The sequence below is a fragment of the Mesorhizobium sp. C432A genome (assembly GCF_030323145.1).
GTDB lineage: Bacteria > Pseudomonadota > Alphaproteobacteria > Rhizobiales > Rhizobiaceae > Mesorhizobium.
This window is the reverse complement of the sequence record NZ_CP100470.1, coordinates 3,701,325-3,720,245: the sequence shown is the minus strand read 5'-3', so window position 1 is coordinate 3,720,245 and position 18,921 is coordinate 3,701,325. Positions and strand designations below refer to the sequence as shown.

Genomic DNA, 18,921 nt, shown 5'->3' with positions numbered 1-18,921 from the left:
ATCCTGTCCATTCGGCGCACATCGGGGCCACCCATCGTCCATTTGCCGGGCAATTCCCCGCGCGCTTGCGCGTCGACCTACGGCCTCGCCGCGCGGCGATCGCCCGGCATGGGACTGTGGGCGGGCGGCTGCATTGTAGCTAACCTTGCGCATCGTGCCTGGCGGCTGCAATTAGATACGCCTTCGGCAGGCCTGCGTCGACATGCTCTCGATCTTCACGACGCCGGAACATGTTGACGTGGAAGAACCAGCCGATGAAATCTTCATATTGCACAGCTGGCGAGGATCCGCACCACAGCAGGCCAAATCTCTCGAGAGCCTGTCGCATGAGTTCCGAAGCCCGTTGCCGATCGCCGAGGTAGGTCAGGTTCGCGGCATGAAATGCCAGGATGTCAGGCCAGGTTCTCGGCGCCAATGCGAAGTACTCTTCAGCGGCGTCGTAACGTCTGGCACTGACGTGAACAATTGCTCGCACGGCGGAGAACCAATCGCCGCCGAGAGGATGCAGAATCGCAGCGATCTCGGCTGCTTCATCAGCCGCGTTTTGCTCGCCGAGAAACGCCAGTGCGAGCGCACGATCGATACAGAGGCTTGCGTCGTTCGGATTGAGCGAAGCTGATATGGCGAACCTTGACCGGGCGCGTTCGAACTCACCAAGATAGAGGTGACTCCATCCCAGCGCATGGTGTGCTCGCGCCTCCGCTGCATCGAGCCGGACAGCCTGTTCCGCGCTTCGAAGCGCTGCCTCCTCGATTTTGCGGATGTTTGGAGAACCCGGTGACATCTGAGAGGTGCGTATGTGGCAAAAGGCCAGGCTTGCATGCGCTCGCGCGAACATCGGATCCTTATTTATCGCCTCTTCGAGCAACCGCTCGCAGGCAGCGTTGCCATCGAGTGTCCAGACATCGGACCCATGCATCGCGCGCAACCAGAGATCATATGCATCAAGGCTTTCAGTTCGTTTTGTCTTCGCCCGGGTTTCCGTGTGTTGCTCCACTTGTCCAACTATGGCGCTGACAAGCCTTCGGACCAACTCGTCGTTCAGGGCAAACAAATCCTGAGCCATCCTGTCATATCGTTCTGCCCAAACGTGCCTGGCGGTCACGGTTTCGATAAGCTGGGCAGTTACCCTGACGCTTGCGCCTATCTTGCGCACGCTGCCCTCAACCACGTAGTGCGCTCCGAGCCTGCTCCCGATCTCCTTGATGTCGACTGTTGTCCCCTTGAAGCAGGCAGAGGAGTGGCGCGAGACGACGGCAAGGGGACGGTATCGCGACAATTCGGTGATTAGATCCTCGGTGATCCCGTCACTGAAATATTCCTGATCCGGATCACCACTCATGTTGCTGAACGAGAGTACGGCAATTGTGGTCTTGCGGTCGGCAGGCCGAATGTCGGTGGTCAGGCTCCCATGCAGCTCAGATCCATCGAAGTCATCGGTATCAACCTCCACAGGCCGCGGCCCGGCATATTTGTAGCCCCGGCCATGAACGGTCACTATCATGCCGGGGTCAAGCGCCTTGCGCAGCGCAGACACTTGTACCTGCAGGGTATTGTCCCCTACCACCATGTCTGGCCAGACGCTGTCGAAGAGCTCGGTCTTCCCGACCACAGATTCAGCCTTGTTCAGCAAAGTGCCGAGGATATCGAAGCAACGCGCTGGAAGCTCTACCGGTCCGTCCGGGCCGAGCAATTGCCGTTTCGCGCGTTTCAGCCGGTAATGTCCGAAGTGGATATCCATTCGAGAGGTGCCCCGTCCGAGGACAGCAGCTTAGCTGAAGCGACGGCGAAAGCGAACTTCAGTGTTGTTCAGGATTTTTCAGGTTCGCGCCAAGGACCTGTGCGTAAACCTAGGCGAAGCTCGTGGCTACAGGAGGACGCCATGGTCGATATCGCCACCCACCGAGTCACCCATTCAAGACTGCTTCCCAAACTCGGTTTCGGCACCGCACTGCTTGCAATGACCAAGGTTCTGGGCGGAGCCTTCGAGATGGCGTACGTGATGCCTTATGAGACCATTGCTATTGCGCGCCGGCCACCTCTCGCGGACCCATCTGATCTTCAGCGTCGCGATCCGAATTGGTAAAGGGCATTAGGGACGAAGGTCTGCTTTCGGGAAGTCGCAAACTGATCTCGTGCGGCCGGAGTTGAGGCGCAAAGCAGCCACGGAACCTCTGCCGCTACCAAGCAGGCCGAAGGCATACATTTGAACCGGTTACTCTACTCGTCCATCAGGCTACGACCAATAAATCCGACAAGGGAGATTTTACCCGCTGGCCTTGGCGGATCCCATGTCGCCCCGACTTCCTCCGCCAAGGTGCGCATTGACCCTGCCCATCCCGAAAGCTTGGCTGTCCATTCAGGCGTCATGCGGCTGTCGAAAGCCCAACCCTCGAACACGTCAGCCAAGTGAATCATATGACGATAGCCGAGCTCCTCGCGCAGGTCCTCCGACCAGCGTTGCTCTGCAGCTTGATCGAATATGCTTGCGAGACCATCAGCCGAGGACTTCGACTGGTTCCTTCGCTCTTCCATAGCGTTCAACGCGAGCAGGTTCTTCGCCGCGCGGCGAAGCTCTATTCTTTTCTCTGGGGTCAGTCCTTCCCCGGTCGCAGCGCGAACCTCAAGCGTCTGAGCCAGTGCAATCCTTTGCTGCGGAGTCAGGCGGGGCATCCATACACCTTTCGCGCGGTTCGAGGCCCGAGCCCCTCATCTTTAAATCTAGGATCGCCGCTATTGTTCGATTGAACACTTGCGCGAGCGAAGCCGCAACTCAGGGACACTGGTCCAGAAATACAATCACGACGAGCACGGATCATTGCGGAAGTGTGAAGCAGTCTCCCTCACAGGTAATTTTGCCCAGGTCGGGTTTTGGGATGAGCACGGGCCGGAAGACATGAACGACGGCGGGCTTATGATCGGCGTCAACGTACACCCGCCACCCGTTAGCGTAACCCTTCTGAGACCCGTGAATGTTGGCGCAATCAAACTCGACGGTGGTTTTTTCACATACTCGCCGGAAGCAGATCGTTGCCTCGGGCGCTGATACATCGAGCGAGCCGTCCGTGTAATTGGCGCACCCCGCCAATGCTGGCCCGGGGATGATTGCGGCGAGAATTGCGGTGGCGGGAGCAATGATCAGAGCTTTCATAACGATCCCATTTCGTGATCATTCTTGGAAGAAATCAGCGGTCAGTCGATCATCGCCTACCCAGCTGCGCCAAACAGATTTCGGCAGGGCCCGACAGGCTGACGTCATGTTCGAGGCGATCACCGGCCGAGACCTCCCGCACGCACTGCTGGTAGGGTGAGAAGTAGAGATGCAGCCCAACCGCGAAGATGATTGCAGCTCCGAGAATTACGGCTGACCGATCGATGATCATTTGCCGGGTACTCCTGGTGAAGCGATGCATCCGGCTGGCGCGCCAACTGGGCCCAAGCCGCGTATCAACTCAAAGCCGAACAACTCCGCCATAAGCCCAAGCGGGTTGCGTAGGTGCAGTGCTAAAGCCTTTGCCCGGATGGGTGCCGTCCCGATCCAATTCAAGCAAAGGAAGAAAATCCACTTTTTGGATAATATGAAATTCGGATTACCGCAAGGTCGAAGCGAAACTTGCTCGACGAGCGGATGGCCAAAACCCTGCATTCCTACCGTCATCGGCGACTTGCTGAGCTGCTGACTGAGAAGCGAAAGCTGGCGGGTTTGACACAGGCTGCTGTCGCCAAAGCTCTCGATCGACATCAACCTTTCATTGCCAACATAGAAAACGCCGATCGTCGTGTGGATCTCATCGAGTTTCTCGATCTGGCGAAGGTAGTAGGGTTTGATCCATACGAGGTCTTGCACCAGATCGAGGCCGTCGATCCGCAGACGGATTAGGAGTAGGCCCCGGAAGTTCCGCGACACACTGGCCAACAGTGAGCTACCTGAGGCCAGCAGCCGTAAGCGCTCGGTAGACTGACCCCCGACCGATGCCGAGAGATGCGGCGATTTCTGACACGGACTTCTGTTGCTGGTACAGCACGACTGCTTCACCGGCCTTTGCTCGCGCCGTCGGCTTCCGCCCTTTGTATTTCTTGTCTGCCTTCGCCTTCGCGATGCCTTCCTTCTGTCGCTCTTTCATCAGACCCCGCTCGAACTCGGCGAAAGCGGCGAACATGTTCAGCATCAGCCGACCGTACGCACCCGTCGTGTCCAGCACCTCCTTGCCGAACTGTAAGACCTTCAGACCTACTCCACGTCCATGCAGGCCATCGACAATGTCACCAAGCGTTCGTGTATTCCGCGCCAACCGATCGATTTTGGTGACCACCAGCGTGTCGCCCTTGCGCAGGAACTTGAGCGTTCGATCGAGCTCCTGCCGATCCCCCAAGGCTGAGACTTGCTCCGAAAAGACTTCCTCGCAACCGGCGGCTTTGAGATCACGTATCTGGGCCTGGAGTCCCGCGACCTGCTCTTCTGTTGAAGTTCGTGCGTAGCCGACCTGCATCCAACCCTCCAATGCCCAATAGCCTCTAAGCTTTTGAGTCAGAGCCGTCCAAAAGTCAATAGGAACCTTATTGGACGGCGCTAGGGCTTGTTGCAGGGCGTCCGGTAGACCCTGCCCATGTGGACAGCTGTCAATGAATCGTAGGATCGGTGCAGCAATGACTTCTTTGGGCCGCTTCCTGACTGTCCGGTTTCGGGGATCGCCCAGCGGTAAGCTCCCGTTCTGCGCACAAACCCCATTGCGGACATCGACGCGCCGCCGCTTCAACAGCGGCTCAGCGCCCCCTTCCCGCCATAGAGGCTGGCCGCCCCATTTCCCGCGCGCAGTCGTTCCACAAAAAAGGCCTTGGGCGGCACGCCGACTGCCAGGTCTAGCAGCAGCGTCGAAAAATCTTACCTTTGTGGTCAGGGCGGTGGGCAACCCGCCCTCTTGGCCTATTCGACAAATCCGGCCAGATGGACATGTCCGCGGCGTCGCAATACAATTACGGATAGTTCCTGCCTTGGGAGCCATCGCACAGTATGGCTGAACAACGCGCTCAACGTCGCCTTGCCGCCATCCTGGCCGCCGATGTGGTCGGCTATAGCCGCATGATGCAGCAGGACGAAGCCGGCACGCTAGCGATACTCAAGGATCGACGGAAAACCGTTCTCGAACCGACGGTCGCCAATCACGGTGGCCGGATCATCAAGCTGGTAGGTGATGGTGCTCTCATTGAGTTTGCCAGCGCTGTGGACGCAGTCGAGTGCGCCGCACGGCTGCAAGAACGCATGGCCGCCGGAAATGCTGACCAGTCGGACGGTCTCCAGATCGTGCTGCGCATTGGAGTCAACCTGGGCGACGTCATAGTCGACGGCGATGATCTCTACGGGGACGGCGTGAATATTGCGGCGCGGTTGGAAGCCCTTGCCGATCCCGGCGGCGTTTGGATTTCAGAAGACGCTTACCGGCAAGTTCGAAATAAGCTCGCGCTTTCCTTTGACGATCTTGGTGCTCGGGTTCTCAAGAACATCGCCGAACCGGTCCGCATCTATCGGGTCACAAACACGCCGGCGGTGACGGTTACGGCGACGACCACTTCGACACCTGAGAAGCCTTCGATCGCCGTGCTGCCGTTTGCCAACCTGTCGGGCGATCCTGAGCAGGACTACTTCGCCGATGGAATCGTCGCGGACCTCATCACCCAACTGTCGCGACTGCGCGATCTGCTGGTCATTGCTCGGAACTCGACCCTCATGTTCAAGGGCCGAACTGTGCGGGTTCAGGATGTGGCGCGCGATCTGGGGGTACGCTTTATCCTTGAGGGGAGTGTGAGGCGCGCAGGGAACAGAATTCGCGTAACGGCTCAGCTGATCGATGGCGCGTCGGGTGGGCATGTTTGGGCCGAGCGCTATGACCGGGAGCTCACCGACTTTTTCGAGCTTCAAGACGAAATCACCAAAGCCGTCACCGTTGCACTCCAGGTTAACTTGACCGAAGGCGACACAGCGCGGATCGCGGCCGAAGGGACCCGCAACTTGGAGGCGTGGGAAGCCTTCCTGCAGGGCCAGACCGCAATACTGAAGTTCACAAAGCTCGACAATATCCAAGCACGATTCTTCTACGAACGAGCCGTACATCACGATGCAAACTATGCGCTCGCCTTCGTTATGCTGGCACACACCCATTGGTTGGATGCGCGGCTTGGCTTCATCCCCGATCCAGCGATCTCTCTTGGGCTAGCAAAGGCGGCCCTTCAGCGTGCCGAGGACCTTGTAGGCGAAACCGGCGCAGTTCTGCACTACAAGGGAAATGCTGCGCTGATGGAGCGGCGCCACGATGAAGCCCTTGAATTCCACCGCCGCGCGGGCGAACTGGCGCCGAGCGACGCCTACTGCGCGGCCGCATTCGGCATGACACAGGTCTATAGCGGCGATTTTCAGGGAGCCATAGCAACCCTGAAAACCTCGCGGCGACTCAGCCCATACGCCATCAACTGGGCTATCTACTACCTCGGCTGGGCCGATCTCTGGCAGGGCGATCTGGAGCAAGCGCGGTCCGATGCTGCGCTCTACCTGGCGCGCGAGCCACACGAGCCTTTTGCCTACATCTTATCGGCAATCACCGCTGCCGCCACTGGCCGGCTCGACGCCGCCCGGGGTCACATCACCGTCCTGCTTGGCAAGCATCCGGAGATGACTCGCTCTGGTGTTGCCGCCGCACAGTTCTATCGCGATCCCGAGCGCCTGCAGCGAATTATGGCTTGGCTCGAGGATGCGGGTCTGCCCGAATGACAGGAATTTTCTTGGCCACTTTGTACAGGTCTGTATCTCTCCTCGGCCTTGATTGGCCAAAGCAGAAACGCGCGGCTCTCTACCCCTGTGGGGGCCGCGATTGGCGGGCGGTGACTGGCAAAAACTGCCATCGCGGCCTCCGCAGCTACTGTCAATCAGCAGGTCGTAGGTTTGAGCCCAAGTGCCTCTAGAATTCCCAGGCCTCGCGCTCCATGAATTCTTCGAGCGACAGGCACTCCACCTCGAAATGGCGGCAAATGTTCGGGATTTTCGCGCCGTTCGGCTTGAACTCCTCCATGGTGACCACGCCTCGTCCCTCCGACGCCGCCTTCGCAATCACGAACGGATCAGCGTTGCGCCCGCCCCTGAGCAGCTTCCGCTGCTCGATATTTTGCTGGAAGTGCACGACCCCGTATATCTGGCCCACGAATGCGCCCTCAGCTGCGCCGGGTATGTGGAAGAATTCTTCCCGCGCCCCAGCCCAGTCCCTCAAGGTCTCCACAGGACCGTCCACGCACTCGCGGCGTACCTCACGGGTTGAAATTATCCGGCCATCCGCCACCAGCCCATCAAAGCGGTCCCAAAGCGTCGGGAAGCGGCGTCGGTAGTAGTTCTTGAACAGGGTTGAGAGGGGCGAGGTGTCGAACACGTACATTAAGAGGCCCCCCGGCTGAAATACTCCTCCAGAGCCCCAACGTGACGCGGCTTCGTATCGAGGAAGTCTGCCAGCTGCCCCTCGTCGATCTTGTTCTGGTGGTACTGCGACAGTGCCAGGGCCACGTACTCACGGCCGAGGTACGCGAGCTTGGTCCAATACGGATTTCCGCCCGGCGCGCGCTCGACCTGGCGCTGCGCGTTCCACCTTTCGACCGCTTGGTCGTACTGGTCCTCTGCCACCCTTCCTTGGTCCAACAGGCGACGAAAAATCACCTCCCTGCTGACGTGGAACTGGGCAGCGAGAGCCTCCGCAGTCACCTCGGTGTCCTGCCTTCCGACCATCGCGCGTTGGAAGGCGTCTTCTGGCACCAGTACCTGGGCAGCGAAGCTGTTGCAGATAACCTCAATCTGCCGGGCATCGCCGACGAGCCGATTCACGTATCGGTCGCGAACCATATCGATTCCGCTGGTATGGAAGATGAGGTGCGCGAGTTCGTGGAAGTAGGTGAATATCTGCCGGGTCTTGGTCGAGCTGTTGTTCACATAGATTACTGGGAACTCGTCGTCGTAGAGGCAGAACCCCGAGAAGTCGTCCGCTCGGAACGCGTCCTTAAAGACGAAGACGCCCACGTTCAGCAGAGCCGTTCGCCACTCCTTGAGAGCCGCATCATCACTGTGCCATGCCTGCTGCTGCTGGACGGTCACCCCAATGTACTGACGCACGGCGGCGGCCATTTGGGCTATATCTACGTTCGGAGCGAACTGTAGATCCCGCGTGATAAGACGCTTTGCCGGGTTCCGTGATTGGGTGAGTTCCGCCAAATTGATCTGCATGGCCTTTGCCTTGCGCATCAAAATGCGAACCCGGCTCGGCAAGCGATCCAACTCGGCCTCAGGCAGCGTACGAAACGTCTCGTTGATCGGCGGCACATCCGGCGGGCCGGGGAAGAAAAACACCGCGATCGGGACCTTGAGCGCGTCGGAGAGCTGCTCAAGCTGCGGGTAGGTCGGCGCGGACGCACCTGCCTCCCAGTCGGCGATCCGCTTGAACTTCTGCGCGACCTCTTCAGGGCTCAGGCCCGCTCGCTGGCGGGCCCAAATCAAGAGGGCGGGATTGATTGGAATCTGCTCTGCCATTTCGTCCTAGGGTATAACGGGGAAGCAGTTCTTCATATGCCAAAGATTGCGCGACTACTCGACACTTAGCCCGCCCGCATAGGAGAGCACCTCCTTAAGGCCACTCCACCGTCAGACCTCGGTTCGTTCTGCGAGGGTCAGAGCGTACTCTATTTCGACGCCGAGATACCGCGGTCTTCTCGATCTTCGTGTGGCCCAGCAGGATCTGAACCGCGCGAAGTCGCCGGTGGTATTGTAGATCATCGATAACCTGTCTATCGGTTAAGTCCCCAAGGTCGGTCATTCACGTCACCGGTCGTAGTGGGCTGACGGACGGCAGCTTCAGGGCTTATGCATCGGAAAGCTGAACGGCCGAATGAGGCGCAAAGCAACTACGTCAGGACGCCTTGGCCACGAAGTGTTCGACCCCCCGGAATTCGGAGAGCCTTGGATGGGTCCGGCATTGCCCGCTTATCGCCGCCGGCACACTTCGCCATCAGTGCTCCGTCTCGTTGTGATCCTGCGCCGTCAGGGGGCGCATCCCCTTTGCTGCCCTTATTTCACTGATCATGGCAGCGATCTCGAAATGAAGCTCCGAGTCTGTCATCTGGTTGACCGTCGCAGTGACATTGACGTTGAGCTCCTTCGGAGCTTCGATCCCGAGTAGACGCGCTTTGGCTATGCTGGCGGCGGTCGCCGCCGCTGACTGGCCATGCTCATGGGCCAAGGCACGGGCTTGTTCGAGCTCTGCGCAAAGAGACTCCTTGCTGACCATGAGACTTTCCGCAAGACCTTCGAGCAGATGCCGCCGCCGATTCTGGATGTCAGGCTTTGTCAGGAGTTTTGAGGACTCGACAGCAGCTGCTCGACTAGTACATTTGTAGCCCGCTTCGAGATATGCCTTATAGGCGGGCAGGCCTTCCACGTAGCCTCGCACGAACGCTTCGTGACGCGGATTTCTAAGTGGTGCTCTCATTGCATTGCCTCAGACAAATCAGCCACTTCGCTGAGCGAAAGGTGGTATTCCGACCCTCCCGCTCAATCAGATAACCCAATTCCAAGCGCAGCGGCGTGGCCAACGACCATTTACGACCGTGCGCGACGGCCTCCCAGGTGCGTTCCCCCTTTGGGAGATGCAAAGCTTGATGGAATCGACTTTGCTTTCCTGGTCGCTCATGGGTTCCCGATCTCCAACCCAACCCACGTACACATATTCTGCCCCATAAACTCTGAACGGGCATGCAGAGAACCGCGGCCATGAGTAGGATGGTGAAGTCTCCGCGCGGCAATGGTTGTTGATTGGCGTCGTCACGCATCCAATGATTTCGGCCCACAGCCTGCCGGAACGAAGAACCTTGCCTGCGGTGCCTTCTGAAATCTGCTGCGGACTATGGCGGAGATCGAAGAGCACTTCATTTCGGCAGATTGCAGAAGGGCGTGCAGACCTCATTGCAGCTGGATTGAAGTCAACGCAGGCGATCTAGCGGTCGGTCAGGTAAGCGCCAGAGCCAGGCTTTGTAGGGAACCGCTACGATTTCGAGGAGGTGATCTGCGGGTAGTGCGCCCACTGGACCGATCTAACCGAGTGAAAGGACATTGTTACCACCCGAGGAGGCTAGATAAGTGCGGCGGTAGCGGACTAAAACCAATCAAGTACCGCAGCCTAGCAAACGCCTTCAGGTCGCCCTGCCGGATGTAGACGTGCATTGCGGTCACGTTGGCTGCGAGCACGGCCTCGGCTGCCTGAATTTCCGGCATCAAGGTCGCGAGATTTGGATCCTGCTGGGCTGGCGTCATGCCCTGCCCCTGTCGCCGGCAACAGCCTGTCACGCGCCGTGCTGGAACCATTCCCAGCCTGAAGATGTTTCGCTTCCTGAAGTTCAACCGAGCTGAGGCTGTTTCATGTTTCCGAACCGGAGCGAACTGATCGATTTCGGAAGATCGCTGTTCTACGGCCGGCAGTCGGCAACGAGAGCCAAACCACCCGTTTCCAGGGCCTTTCAAGGTGGCGTATTCGCCGCGCGGATGGGGATCGATCGAGACGACAACCCCTATTTGCTCGGGACGGTCGAGCACATCGACTGGATCGACGGTTACGACTCCTCGGTGGACGTAGATCAGGCGACAGACCTGGACTGAGCAGGCTGTGTCCTCTGCTGGCTCTGTGAACGAACCGCCTGACCGACGGCCAAAGGCCCTTACCCTAAGGGCCAAACCCTCCCTGCCCTCACCTCGTAGACGCATGACGTCCGTCGGACTAACGTCGCTCGGTAGCTTGCGGCAAGGAGGGCCAATGGCATTTACAGGCGCCGACTACCATCGCGCATTTGAGGAGGCTTGCGCAAAGCTTCCTTTCGAGCGCGCACCCGAGATCGTACGAAGCGAGCTCGAAGGCATCGAGTGGATCCTCTGGGAGACAATCCGCGGCACGTTTTTCTATGTAGCCATCATCGTGGCGGGCTTGATCGTCGTCATGCCGGCGTACCTCTTGAATGCCCGCGCGTCGCTCGAAGGTTCGGTGATTGCCCTTGCAGCAATCACCGGCCTGGCGTTGGCGGTCTACTGGCTGTGTCGGCTCATTTTCCACTTCGAAGTGGCGACGCACGTAAAGGGCCGCAAGTTTGGCAGCGGGGGCATTGATTAGGTCCGTGCGCCGGGCTGTCATTCGCAACCATCCGGGAAAGCGCCGCCAACACGCTCGAGCACCGCGGAAACGAGATCACCCGACGGCGAGCGCGGCGCGTCGTGCGCGGCTTGGTGCTCGGCGAGACACCGTGCTTCGGGCATGCGTTCGACGGCCTCGGCCCAGCACCCGAGCGCCTGGTCGATCCAGACAGCGGCGGCCCGGTAGGCTGTCATGCGGTGTCTCCCATCGGATACTTGCCGCGCAGCATTGCCTCGACTGCGCTATCGAATTCTTCGGATCCGGGGAAAAGGTCGGTGTGGACCTTCAGCCATTCACCTGCTTGTAGCTTCGTCGTGAAGGTCTCTCGCGCGTGCGGGTGTGCGTGTGGAAGCACTTCCTTTTCATAAGCAGAGTTCTTCATCTGGGGTTGGAGGCCATTGGCATCCGCATTGGCCTCGCCAATGTCAGAACCTATGGCTTTGCCATTTTCTGCTATGGCTGTGCCATTGCCTTTGCCATTGGCAACCGCATTGGCTTTGCCATGTTCTCTCCATCGACCGAGCGCGCCTTTCTTGCCGGCCGCGGACTTCTTTTCGCGCTGTCCAGCCGCCAATGATCGATGGTGTTCGAGCTTCGCGTGCGACCATTTCGGACCGAACAACGGCTCGATCGTCGCCCGGACTGAGAGCCATTTTTCGAGGGACAGCCGGGTGATTCTCGCAAGGCGATCGTCGTCGTTGGCAATCGCCCCATGCTGCCATAGCGCCATCTTCAGAAGCGCATAGGCGCCGTATTCCTCGCACGACAAATGCAAAGTCTCGGCGAGCTCATCACCTGGGAACACCGGCATCCAAGGCAATGTCGTCATGTCGACCTCGCTGTGGTCAGATGGCGTTGCCGGATCGCTGCGCACGCCTCGATAGAGGTCAGGTTGAACATTTCCGGCATAGCCGGCGGCACCAGCGGCGCCGGCCGCTGCCGTGTTGGCGTAGTGACCAGCCATTGAACGGCTACGTTGATGGCGGCAGATGAATGTAAAACCTGCTCATTTCTGCTCATCACTCGCCTCTTGACGAACAGTTTCTCCATTGAGCAAAAAAGCCAGTGGCCCGATTGGAACGACGGACGGGGCCTTCGGGGCTCTAGCTGGCAACTCACCGAGAAAGCTCTCCAAGTCACGTCGCAAAATCACGGTGCGCCGCCCAAACTTTCGGGCGACAAGTTGCCCAGCATTGATTGCCGCAAAAATCCGCGTGCGGCCAATGCCGGAAAATTTAACGGCTTCCTCGATGGAGAAACCAAGTTTGTCGGTGTTCATGAAAATGCTCCACGGGCTATTAACGTGGAGCAACGTTGGAGCGTGGCACCTGAAAAAAGTCTGACAACAGGGCGTCCCGGAAATTAAAGTAGGAATTTCCGGGACGGTTTTTTGTCACCTATTGATACATGTCGGGTGGCATGAATAAGCCCTACCAGCTCCTCGCTGGTCACAATCCTCTGGCAGCTCTATGTCCCTATAGCCTCTGCGGCTTCCGAAGCTTGGGCTGCTCTGCCGTGGCCTTCTGCCGTCGGCGGCCTTCGCCTCGTCTGGCGTCTCAGCTTCGATCGTCTGCCCGGCCTTCTTCTGCGGCCTGCTGCGCTTCTTGATCATTTCTGTTCGCCTGCTGGCGTTCTGCCCAGCGAACCGATATTCCTGGTCCATCAGTCCCCAAAGATCGCCAAGCCCACGGTCTCGGGCTTCCTCGCGCGCCTCATGTATGGTGAGCGCGAGTTTCTCATCCTTGCGCGCGGCGCTAAGCCTGTTTCGAAGGGTCCGCTCATTTTCGCCACTCCATCGTTTCGCGAACCGCGGCGACGTAGTCATGATGTGAATGGCCCCGCTGTCGGAACAGCGCCGTTCACTAATGACGTGGTCGGCATCGAGAATGATGGCGATATCCCTTTTCCAGTCTCGCGGCCGGCCAACCTTGCCGCGCTTGTGTGGACGAAAACTTGGCTCGTGCTCGAAAAGAAGAGCTATGGCCAGATCCTCCCAGGGCACATCCCCGTCGGGCGTCAGTTCAATGCTATGGCGACCGCAAACCAGCGTTAGTTTTTTCCACAGGTCTTCGACGTGGTCCCAGTCGATTGGCTCGGTGGTAGAATCCTTCACGATCAGCCTCTAAGCCGAACGACATTGCCGTCGTGGACCGGCACCAGCGGCACCACCGCCTTGGCCGCCAGATCCTCGAGGCCATCGACAATCCACCGACCGTAGTGTCTTTCAATCATGGGAACTGAGGTGTCATGTAGAGCCGCAACAAGCCTGATCGGCAGGTTCGCCCGAATGCCCCGCACGATCGAACTGTGCCGCAGCCCATAGGGGATCACCGCCGGCAGTCGCGCCCGTTGCCGGACTTGGTTCCAGGGTCGCTGCAATTCGCTCGGTGACTGCCACGGGGCGCGGCCAGCGCGCTCCCAGCCAATCGATCCGGCAACCTGTTTGCTGCGCCAGCGCTCCAGTAAAATGTCATCCTTGCTCCGCCGAGCCGTGGCCGGCAGCAGTGCGTCCAGCACGTCATTACCGACTGGATAGGGCACGCTGGCAATCTTACCTCCCCTACCCTTGCGCGAGCTTGGTATCATCAGGCGCCCTTGCGCTCGCTGCACGTCGCCGACCCTCATGCGAGCGATCTGAGAAAACCGCGCTCCGGTCGCTGCCAGCAACACGACGAAACGAAATAGGTCCCCGTCCCAATCCTGCTCCGCGTCGATCTCACGGGCGGCGCTGATCACCGTCCCAACTTGAGCAGCCGTCAAAATCTGATTATCACGCGCAAGAGGCACGGCGTCGTCACTGTCCGACTTCTCAGCCTTGAGACCGTGTTTTATGATAGCGGGCAGTGTCGGCTCTAAACGCTCCCGATGCGTGCCGTATGACCCGTTGAGCGCTGCCTTTAGATCGTTGATCAGTCGTTGCGCAGTCGAGCCCTTCAATTCTTCAGGCAAATCTGCCCGCCATGTAAGGAGATCGCTTTCCTTCAACATGTGCAAGGTCACCGAGGCCAGTGGCGCTGCGGAAATGGCTTCCTGACCACCGCGCTTTTCCTGCCCAAGCACATATCGCCGGAGCCGCTGGCCGGCGTCAGAACGCACCACACGGCCTTTCCTGCGGCTGTCCCGCGCATCGCGCTCGCCAATGTAAGTTTCAACGGCGGCCCGAACGGTGAGAGCCGGGCCGCACGCCGCGGCCTTTTGCTCCTGACGAGCCTGTTGAACGATTTGGCGGGCGAGCGTTTCTGCCTGTGCAAACGTCAGCAGCCCGTCCGTCGGCTTATCGTTGACATCGTTCGCAGGGCCAACAGACGATTGAAGGTAGTTTGCGCCCTCGCCCCAATTGCGCCAGCGGGCAAACCAGACGCCACCCCGTTTTCCTTTCCGATACCAGACGGCCGCATCGGCATCGAGGCGCCGGGGATATTCGCCGGCCACCAGTTTCGAGCGGGCGCTTGCTGTGGTGATCGCTGCTTCCTTGAGGGTCTTGGCCATCGTGTTCCCGCCTTGGAACTTTTGAAACAAGTCGAATATAGGTCGAATATACGTCCGTGTACACAGGCGGACGCTATAAAACGAAACCCTTGCATAGTATGGATTTCCGCGAACGACCGCGTACGCAATAGCCTCGAAAATCCAGCCCTTTCACGGCGGTAACAGGGGTTCGATTCCCCTTGGGCGTACCAGATCTTTCAGGAAAACAAGAAGCCTCGCGGCAGCCGCCGAACTAGCAGCGGCTGGAACGGTGGCGCGGCGAATCGGTTGAAACGGCGAACAGCGGCTGCCGTGCCGAGGTTTCCCTCGGCGCCTGCTCGCGGCAATCTCCGGCACTCACCCTTGGTCGTGCGCTACCTGCGGCCAGCGCTGTAACGCCGCGTGGCCACCCTCGGTCAGCGCGTAGACGCCGCGCTCGGCCCTGGCGAACCAGCCATAGACATTGTCCAGGAGGATGCTGGGCGCGCGTGGCGAAATCGCTTTCAGATCGCGCGGGCGTTTCGGCCCGTCGGTCATGGCTGCGGCGCAGGCCAGCGCATCCTGCCGGTAGGCGGTCATGATCGGCGCGCGCGAACCGCCGCCGACCACCGGATCGCCGCGCCGGCGCCGGTGTTCCTCCATCAGCCGGGAGCGGCGCTTCGGATCGCGGCGCGGCGGCAGAGCCGCCGGGCTGAGCAGCAATTCGACCTCCCCCTTGCCGCTGACAGCCAGAAGCCCGAAGCCGAGCCGCCGGCACAGCGCGCGAAAACGGCGGTCGTGCTCGCGGCCCTTGCCACGCGCCGACATGCGCGCCGCCAGCCACACTTCGTCGCATGCCGCGGCGCGATCGACACCTTGCAGCACCAGTTCGAGGTTGAACTGCAATTTCAGTTCGCAGATGACCAGCACAGGCGGCTCGCCGTCGCGCACCGCCACGATATCGCAGTGGCCGACTTCGCCCTTGACCGTGAACTCCAGGCTCTCGAGAAACCGCTTCACCGGGATGTAGAGAGACGTTTCCTGCATCGCGCAGGCATAGCCGATTCGGATCGGGTCGGCACAGGGATGGCCGAGAGGCCGACGCCTTGCGCTAAACCGCGTCGATCCCACCATCTGCAAAAGCCATCCGTCAGGCAGGTCTCCGGCATGATAGTCCCGCCATAGCGCTCGACGATTTCCTTGGCGATGACCGACGTCGCCAGGGCCGAGCGCGACCAGTATTTCATCGCCTGTCTCGCGTTCAACAAGGCGCTCGCCGTGGCTGGGACGGCACAATCGACAGCGTAGGACCCGAGATCCGTCGACGCCAAGACCGGTCCACGGTTGGCCACACAATGATGAGCGCGTGTGTTTTGAGGCTAGGGGCGGGTGCGCGTCCGGCGCTGCCCTGGTGCGGCATCGTCCGCCTTGAAATGCATCTCGTCCTGGACCGCGGCAAAAAACCGGCGGACATCGTTGGCCGCCGAAGCCGCATCGCAGCCGGCCGCGACCGCCTTGTCGAGGAGTTCGCGCGCCGTGGCCTTCCAGAACGACGTGGCCGTGTCGCCGTGCAGTCTGCCCAGCCTTGCGGCGACCTCGCGCACCAGCACGGTCTGCCGATCTAGCGGGAAGGTACGCACATTGGCTGAAGACATGTTCTGCACCATGAAACCGACGCAACGAATCAGACGCTGCTCTATGGCTCATGCCTAGCTGTGAAGTCGGAAACGGAACCTTAACGCCGCGGAGTCCGCGCCGATTGGAACGAGTCGGTTGGCCGGCCTCCAGGCCAAGCAGAACTCTAGACCCTCAGGCCCCTCGCCTCGCCGGCGCGCTTGGCCGTAACCATCATATCCCTGGCCAGCAGGCCACTGACCCGGCAAAACGCCATGAAGGCGCGCCAGGCATCCTCAGTCTTGACCACATCCACCGTGGCCCCGAAGCAGGCATTGAACGCCGCCTCATAGACCTTGCCCTGTCGCTTCTTTGGCCAGTCATGCAGGATATCCAGCGCCTGTTCGACGCTGTATATTTCCTCTACCGGCAGCCCGGGCGCGGGCGCGATGCGCACCGGCACCTCGAATTGCAATCTGTCCATTCTATATCTCCCGAACTGGCGTCGACCACAGCAACGCCGTTCGTCGTCAAAAGTTGCTTTGGCTGCTTTTGCGCGAAAATGTGTCGTCAGTGCGATCTCGGCATTCGGAGGAGATCGCGCACCTGGATGTCATCTGAGCGGCCGCGCAAGCTAGGAATATCGCCAGTATCAGTCCATTGCCGGCAGTTCTTCCTTGAACCTTGCGGCTTGCAGTGCCAAATCTGAGGAAATTTTCTAACGGGCTGGTATGCGCCGCCCGCTTACAGGCAAACGGACACTATGGTCACCTATCTCGACGCCGCCACGGCACCCCTCAGGAATACCGGCCAGATCCGCCTCTATGCCGAAGAAGGATTTGCCGGCATGCGCAAGGCCTGCGATCTCACCGCGCGCTGCCTCGATGAACTGGTGCCGATGGTCCAGCCGGGTGTCACCACCGAGACCATCGACCGTTTCGTCTTCGAATTCGGCATGGACCAAGGCGCGCTACCGGCGACGCTCAACTACCGCGGCTACACCAAATCGTCCTGCACCTCGATCAACCACGTCGTTTGCCACGGCATTCCAGACAACAAGCCGTTGAAGGATGGCGACATCGTCAACATCGATGTCACCTACATCCTCGACGGCTGGCACGGGGATTCCTCGCGCATGTATCCCGTCGGCACCATCAAGCGCGCCGCCGAACGCCTGCTCGAAGTCACCCACGAGTGCCTGATGCGCGGCATCGCGGCGGTCCGGCCCGGCGCCCGCACCGGCGCCATCGGCGCCGCCATCCAGACCTATGCCGAGGCAGAGCGCTGCTCGGTGGTGCGCGATTTCTGCGGCCACGGCGTTGGCCAGCTGTTCCACGACGCACCCAACATCCTGCACTATGGCACCGCCTCGGAAGGCGTCGAGATGCGGCCGGGCATGATCTTCACCATCGAGCCCATGATCAATCTTGGCCGGCCGCATGTGAAAGTGCTGTCGGACGGCTGGACGGCGGTGACGCGCGACCGCTCGCTGTCGGCGCAGTACGAACACACGATCGGCGTCACCGAAACTGGCTGCGAGATTTTCACCCTGTCGCCAAACAAGCTCGACCGCCCCGGCCTGCCGCCGGTCAGCTGAAAACAAGATCGCCTCAAGCCGCGGCTTTGAGGCGCCGTCGCCGAAAAAACTCGACCGCGCGCTGCTTACCGCTCTAATCTGCCGTCGAAGCCTTCGGGGAGTGTGGGGGGTCGATGGGGAACAGCGGTGACGACGAACGGGGGTTCTTCTCCGAGCGGTGGCTTGAACCACCGGCGAAGGACAAGGCACCAAGAGACAAATCGACGGACAAGCCACACTATCACGGCCATCGCGACCGCTTGCGCGAGCGCTTCGTTGCCGGCGGCGCGGACGCCCTGCCCGACTACGAACTTCTCGAACTGCTGCTGTTTCGCCTGATCCCGCGCGTCGACACCAAGCCGATCGCCAAGGCGCTTTTGGCGCGCTTCGGCACTTTTGGCGAAGTGCTTGGCGCACCGGTGGCGCTGCTGCAGGAGGTGAAGGGCATCGGCCCCGCCGTGGCGGTCGACCTGAAGGTGATTGCCGCTGCCGCGCAGCGCATGGCGCGGACCGAGGTTCGCGACCGCGAGGTGCTGTCCAACTGGACGCAGCTTCTTGCGTACTGCCGCTCGGCGATGGCGTTCGAGAACCGCGAACATTTCCGCATCCTGTTCCTCGACAAGAAGAACGTGCTGATCGCCGACGAGGTGCAGCAGGTCGGCACCGTGGACCACACGCCGGTCTATCCGCGCGAAGTGATCAAGCGCGCGCTGGAACTGTCGGCCAGCGCCGTCATCCTGGTGCATAACCACCCTTCCGGCGATCCGACACCATCGCGTGCGGACATCGAAATGACCAAGCAGATCATCGACAGCGCCAAGCCGCTCGGCATCGCCGTCCACGACCACATCATCATCGGCAAGAAAGGCAACGCCTCGATGAAGGGCCTGCTGCTGATCTGAGCCTGATCGGCGCCGGTGCCGTCATCCCAAACGCCACCGCTCGCGAGCCAATCAGCAACATTCCGCTTTGGCTCAAATGCCCACGCTTGCGGTGTAGAAGTGATATTGCGACGGAAGCGCCCGCTTCGGCGACAATGTGGTAGACCCGCGAATGCGAAGCAGCCACAGCCATTGCAGGAGA

23 protein-coding genes are annotated in these 18,921 nt (G+C 60.1%); 6 read left to right on the top strand and 17 right to left on the bottom strand.

The genetic code is table 11. The features are described 5' to 3' along the window. Positions 1 to 139: 139 nt before the first annotated feature. Positions 140 to 1,741, bottom strand: coding sequence for a winged helix-turn-helix domain-containing tetratricopeptide repeat protein (locus tag NLY33_RS17945; RefSeq protein ID WP_023707891.1), 1,602 nt, complete (start codon positions 1,739 to 1,741; stop codon positions 140 to 142). Positions 1,742 to 1,882: 141 nt separating this feature from the next. On the opposite strand from NLY33_RS17945, the gene NLY33_RS17940 reads away from it, so the two are divergent. Next, on the top strand, positions 1,883 to 2,086 hold the full coding sequence (locus NLY33_RS17940) for a hypothetical protein (protein WP_023707890.1): 204 nt from the start codon (positions 1,883 to 1,885) through the stop codon (positions 2,084 to 2,086). A 134-nt stretch (positions 2,087 to 2,220) separates the two neighbouring features. On the opposite strand, the gene NLY33_RS17935 is transcribed toward NLY33_RS17940, so the two are convergent. The 4 genes from NLY33_RS17935 to NLY33_RS17920 all read right to left on the bottom strand — a co-directional run bounded on the left by NLY33_RS17935 (position 2,221) and on the right by NLY33_RS17920 (position 4,490). Continuing rightward, positions 2,221 to 2,673 (bottom strand): hypothetical protein, encoded by a 453-nt coding sequence (locus tag NLY33_RS17935; protein WP_023707889.1) that lies wholly within the window; start codon positions 2,671 to 2,673, stop codon positions 2,221 to 2,223. Positions 2,674 to 2,815: 142 nt separating this feature from the next. Then, on the bottom strand, positions 2,816 to 3,151 hold the full coding sequence (locus tag NLY33_RS17930) for a hypothetical protein (protein ID WP_023707888.1): 336 nt from the start codon (positions 3,149 to 3,151) through the stop codon (positions 2,816 to 2,818). Between the two features lie 228 nt (positions 3,152 to 3,379). Beyond that, positions 3,380 to 3,916 carry a hypothetical protein gene (locus NLY33_RS29665; protein ID WP_023709233.1) on the bottom strand — a complete coding sequence of 179 codons (537 nt, stop codon included), beginning with the start codon at positions 3,914 to 3,916 and terminating at the stop codon, positions 3,380 to 3,382. A gap of 7 nt (positions 3,917 to 3,923) precedes the next feature. Continuing rightward, positions 3,924 to 4,490 (bottom strand): recombinase family protein, encoded by a 567-nt coding sequence (locus NLY33_RS17920; protein ID WP_023707885.1) that lies wholly within the window; start codon positions 4,488 to 4,490, stop codon positions 3,924 to 3,926. Positions 4,491 to 5,011: 521 nt separating this feature from the next. Here NLY33_RS17920 and NLY33_RS17915 point away from each other — a divergent pair. Continuing rightward, the gene (locus tag NLY33_RS17915) at positions 5,012 to 6,763 is read left to right on the top strand and encodes an adenylate/guanylate cyclase domain-containing protein (RefSeq protein WP_023707884.1); all 1,752 of its coding nucleotides are present in this window, start codon (positions 5,012 to 5,014) and stop codon (positions 6,761 to 6,763) included. Positions 6,764 to 6,950: 187 nt separating this feature from the next. Here the strand turns inward: NLY33_RS17915 and NLY33_RS17910 are convergent, their stop codons facing one another. The 4 genes from NLY33_RS17910 to NLY33_RS17895 all read right to left on the bottom strand — a co-directional run bounded on the left by NLY33_RS17910 (position 6,951) and on the right by NLY33_RS17895 (position 10,333). Next, positions 6,951 to 7,418 carry a PIN domain-containing protein gene (locus NLY33_RS17910; RefSeq protein ID WP_023707883.1) on the bottom strand — a complete coding sequence of 156 codons (468 nt, stop codon included), beginning with the start codon at positions 7,416 to 7,418 and terminating at the stop codon, positions 6,951 to 6,953. Beyond that, positions 7,418 to 8,557: a helix-turn-helix domain-containing protein gene (locus NLY33_RS17905; RefSeq protein ID WP_023707882.1), complete on the bottom strand. Its 1,140-nt coding sequence runs from the start codon at positions 8,555 to 8,557 to the stop codon at positions 7,418 to 7,420. Before NLY33_RS17905 ends, NLY33_RS17910 begins: the two co-directional genes overlap by 1 nt. Before the next feature lie 475 nt (positions 8,558 to 9,032). Continuing rightward, the gene (locus tag NLY33_RS17900) at positions 9,033 to 9,512 is read right to left on the bottom strand and encodes a terminase small subunit (protein ID WP_050590890.1); all 480 of its coding nucleotides are present in this window, start codon (positions 9,510 to 9,512) and stop codon (positions 9,033 to 9,035) included. Between the two features lie 623 nt (positions 9,513 to 10,135). Further along, entirely contained in the window at positions 10,136 to 10,333 is a 198-nt protein-coding gene (locus NLY33_RS17895; protein WP_023707880.1) for a hypothetical protein, read from the bottom strand. A gap of 105 nt (positions 10,334 to 10,438) precedes the next feature. Between NLY33_RS17895 and NLY33_RS17890 the strand changes: the two genes are divergently transcribed. Then, complete coding sequence (locus NLY33_RS17890) at positions 10,439 to 10,675, top strand: hypothetical protein (protein ID WP_023707879.1); 237 nt, start codon at positions 10,439 to 10,441, stop codon at positions 10,673 to 10,675. A gap of 154 nt (positions 10,676 to 10,829) precedes the next feature. Further along, positions 10,830 to 11,180 (top strand): hypothetical protein, encoded by a 351-nt coding sequence (locus NLY33_RS17885; protein ID WP_023707878.1) that lies wholly within the window; start codon positions 10,830 to 10,832, stop codon positions 11,178 to 11,180. Between the two features lie 17 nt (positions 11,181 to 11,197). Here NLY33_RS17885 and NLY33_RS17880 read toward each other — a convergent pair whose 3' ends face one another. The 8 genes from NLY33_RS17880 to NLY33_RS17845 all read right to left on the bottom strand — a co-directional run bounded on the left by NLY33_RS17880 (position 11,198) and on the right by NLY33_RS17845 (position 16,746). Next, the gene (locus tag NLY33_RS17880; RefSeq protein ID WP_023707877.1) at positions 11,198 to 11,395 is read right to left on the bottom strand and encodes a hypothetical protein; all 198 of its coding nucleotides are present in this window, start codon (positions 11,393 to 11,395) and stop codon (positions 11,198 to 11,200) included. After that, positions 11,392 to 12,165 carry a YdaU family protein gene (locus NLY33_RS17875; RefSeq protein ID WP_023707876.1) on the bottom strand — a complete coding sequence of 258 codons (774 nt, stop codon included), beginning with the start codon at positions 12,163 to 12,165 and terminating at the stop codon, positions 11,392 to 11,394. Before NLY33_RS17875 ends, NLY33_RS17880 begins: the two co-directional genes overlap by 4 nt. A gap of 42 nt (positions 12,166 to 12,207) precedes the next feature. Next, the gene (locus tag NLY33_RS17870) at positions 12,208 to 12,480 is read right to left on the bottom strand and encodes a helix-turn-helix domain-containing protein (RefSeq protein WP_023707875.1); all 273 of its coding nucleotides are present in this window, start codon (positions 12,478 to 12,480) and stop codon (positions 12,208 to 12,210) included. A gap of 114 nt (positions 12,481 to 12,594) precedes the next feature. Further along, entirely contained in the window at positions 12,595 to 13,314 is a 720-nt protein-coding gene (locus NLY33_RS17865) for a hypothetical protein (RefSeq protein WP_023707874.1), read from the bottom strand. 2 nt (positions 13,315 to 13,316) lie between these two features. Continuing rightward, positions 13,317 to 14,690: a tyrosine-type recombinase/integrase gene (locus NLY33_RS17860; RefSeq protein ID WP_023707873.1), complete on the bottom strand. Its 1,374-nt coding sequence runs from the start codon at positions 14,688 to 14,690 to the stop codon at positions 13,317 to 13,319. A gap of 336 nt (positions 14,691 to 15,026) precedes the next feature. Next, positions 15,027 to 15,695 (bottom strand): DUF2161 domain-containing phosphodiesterase, encoded by a 669-nt coding sequence (locus NLY33_RS17855; protein ID WP_023705981.1) that lies wholly within the window; start codon positions 15,693 to 15,695, stop codon positions 15,027 to 15,029. A 332-nt stretch (positions 15,696 to 16,027) separates the two neighbouring features. Then, positions 16,028 to 16,303, bottom strand: a complete 276-nt coding sequence (locus tag NLY33_RS17850) for a DUF6074 family protein (RefSeq protein WP_023681621.1) — start codon at positions 16,301 to 16,303, stop codon at positions 16,028 to 16,030. A gap of 146 nt (positions 16,304 to 16,449) precedes the next feature. Next, a complete protein-coding gene (locus NLY33_RS17845) occupies positions 16,450 to 16,746 on the bottom strand; it encodes a DUF982 domain-containing protein (RefSeq protein WP_023667653.1) in 297 nt (98 codons plus the stop codon). 279 nt (positions 16,747 to 17,025) lie between these two features. On the opposite strand from NLY33_RS17845, the gene map reads away from it, so the two are divergent. Next, positions 17,026 to 17,859: a type I methionyl aminopeptidase gene (gene map, locus NLY33_RS17840; RefSeq protein ID WP_023705982.1), complete on the top strand. Its 834-nt coding sequence runs from the start codon at positions 17,026 to 17,028 to the stop codon at positions 17,857 to 17,859. A 113-nt stretch (positions 17,860 to 17,972) separates the two neighbouring features. Beyond that, positions 17,973 to 18,740 (top strand): RadC family protein, encoded by a 768-nt coding sequence (gene radC / locus NLY33_RS17835; protein ID WP_023705983.1) that lies wholly within the window; start codon positions 17,973 to 17,975, stop codon positions 18,738 to 18,740. Positions 18,741 to 18,921 lie beyond the last annotated feature (181 nt).

Excerpts from the sequence above, each read along its gene's own strand:
- radC (WP_023705983.1), top strand. The coding sequence starts at position 17,973 with ATGGGGAACAGCGGTGACGACGAACGGGGGTTCTTCTCCGAGCGGTGG.
- NLY33_RS17860 (WP_023707873.1), bottom strand. The coding sequence starts at position 14,690 with ATGGCCAAGACCCTCAAGGAAGCAGCGATCACCACAGCAAGCGCCCGC.
- NLY33_RS17905 (WP_023707882.1), bottom strand. The coding sequence starts at position 8,557 with ATGGCAGAGCAGATTCCAATCAATCCCGCCCTCTTGATTTGGGCCCGC.
- NLY33_RS17855 (WP_023705981.1), bottom strand. The coding sequence starts at position 15,695 with ATGCAGGAAACGTCTCTCTACATCCCGGTGAAGCGGTTTCTCGAGAGC.
- NLY33_RS17930 (WP_023707888.1), bottom strand. The coding sequence starts at position 3,151 with ATGAAAGCTCTGATCATTGCTCCCGCCACCGCAATTCTCGCCGCAATC.
- NLY33_RS17875 (WP_023707876.1), bottom strand. The coding sequence starts at position 12,165 with ATGGCTGGTCACTACGCCAACACGGCAGCGGCCGGCGCCGCTGGTGCC.
- NLY33_RS17940 (WP_023707890.1), top strand. The coding sequence starts at position 1,883 with ATGGTCGATATCGCCACCCACCGAGTCACCCATTCAAGACTGCTTCCC.
- NLY33_RS17945 (WP_023707891.1), bottom strand. The coding sequence starts at position 1,741 with ATGGATATCCACTTCGGACATTACCGGCTGAAACGCGCGAAACGGCAA.
- NLY33_RS17935 (WP_023707889.1), bottom strand. The coding sequence starts at position 2,673 with ATGCCCCGCCTGACTCCGCAGCAAAGGATTGCACTGGCTCAGACGCTT.
- NLY33_RS17850 (WP_023681621.1), bottom strand. The coding sequence starts at position 16,303 with ATGTCTTCAGCCAATGTGCGTACCTTCCCGCTAGATCGGCAGACCGTG.
- NLY33_RS17895 (WP_023707880.1), bottom strand. The coding sequence starts at position 10,333 with ATGACGCCAGCCCAGCAGGATCCAAATCTCGCGACCTTGATGCCGGAA.
- NLY33_RS17920 (WP_023707885.1), bottom strand. The coding sequence starts at position 4,490 with ATGCAGGTCGGCTACGCACGAACTTCAACAGAAGAGCAGGTCGCGGGA.
- NLY33_RS17915 (WP_023707884.1), top strand. The coding sequence starts at position 5,012 with ATGGCTGAACAACGCGCTCAACGTCGCCTTGCCGCCATCCTGGCCGCC.
- NLY33_RS17910 (WP_023707883.1), bottom strand. The coding sequence starts at position 7,418 with ATGTACGTGTTCGACACCTCGCCCCTCTCAACCCTGTTCAAGAACTAC.
- NLY33_RS17900 (WP_050590890.1), bottom strand. The coding sequence starts at position 9,512 with ATGAGAGCACCACTTAGAAATCCGCGTCACGAAGCGTTCGTGCGAGGC.
- NLY33_RS17880 (WP_023707877.1), bottom strand. The coding sequence starts at position 11,395 with ATGACAGCCTACCGGGCCGCCGCTGTCTGGATCGACCAGGCGCTCGGG.
- NLY33_RS17845 (WP_023667653.1), bottom strand. The coding sequence starts at position 16,746 with ATGGACAGATTGCAATTCGAGGTGCCGGTGCGCATCGCGCCCGCGCCC.
- NLY33_RS17890 (WP_023707879.1), top strand. The coding sequence starts at position 10,439 with ATGTTTCCGAACCGGAGCGAACTGATCGATTTCGGAAGATCGCTGTTC.
- map (WP_023705982.1), top strand. The coding sequence starts at position 17,026 with ATGGTCACCTATCTCGACGCCGCCACGGCACCCCTCAGGAATACCGGC.
- NLY33_RS17870 (WP_023707875.1), bottom strand. The coding sequence starts at position 12,480 with ATGAACACCGACAAACTTGGTTTCTCCATCGAGGAAGCCGTTAAATTT.
- NLY33_RS17885 (WP_023707878.1), top strand. The coding sequence starts at position 10,830 with ATGGCATTTACAGGCGCCGACTACCATCGCGCATTTGAGGAGGCTTGC.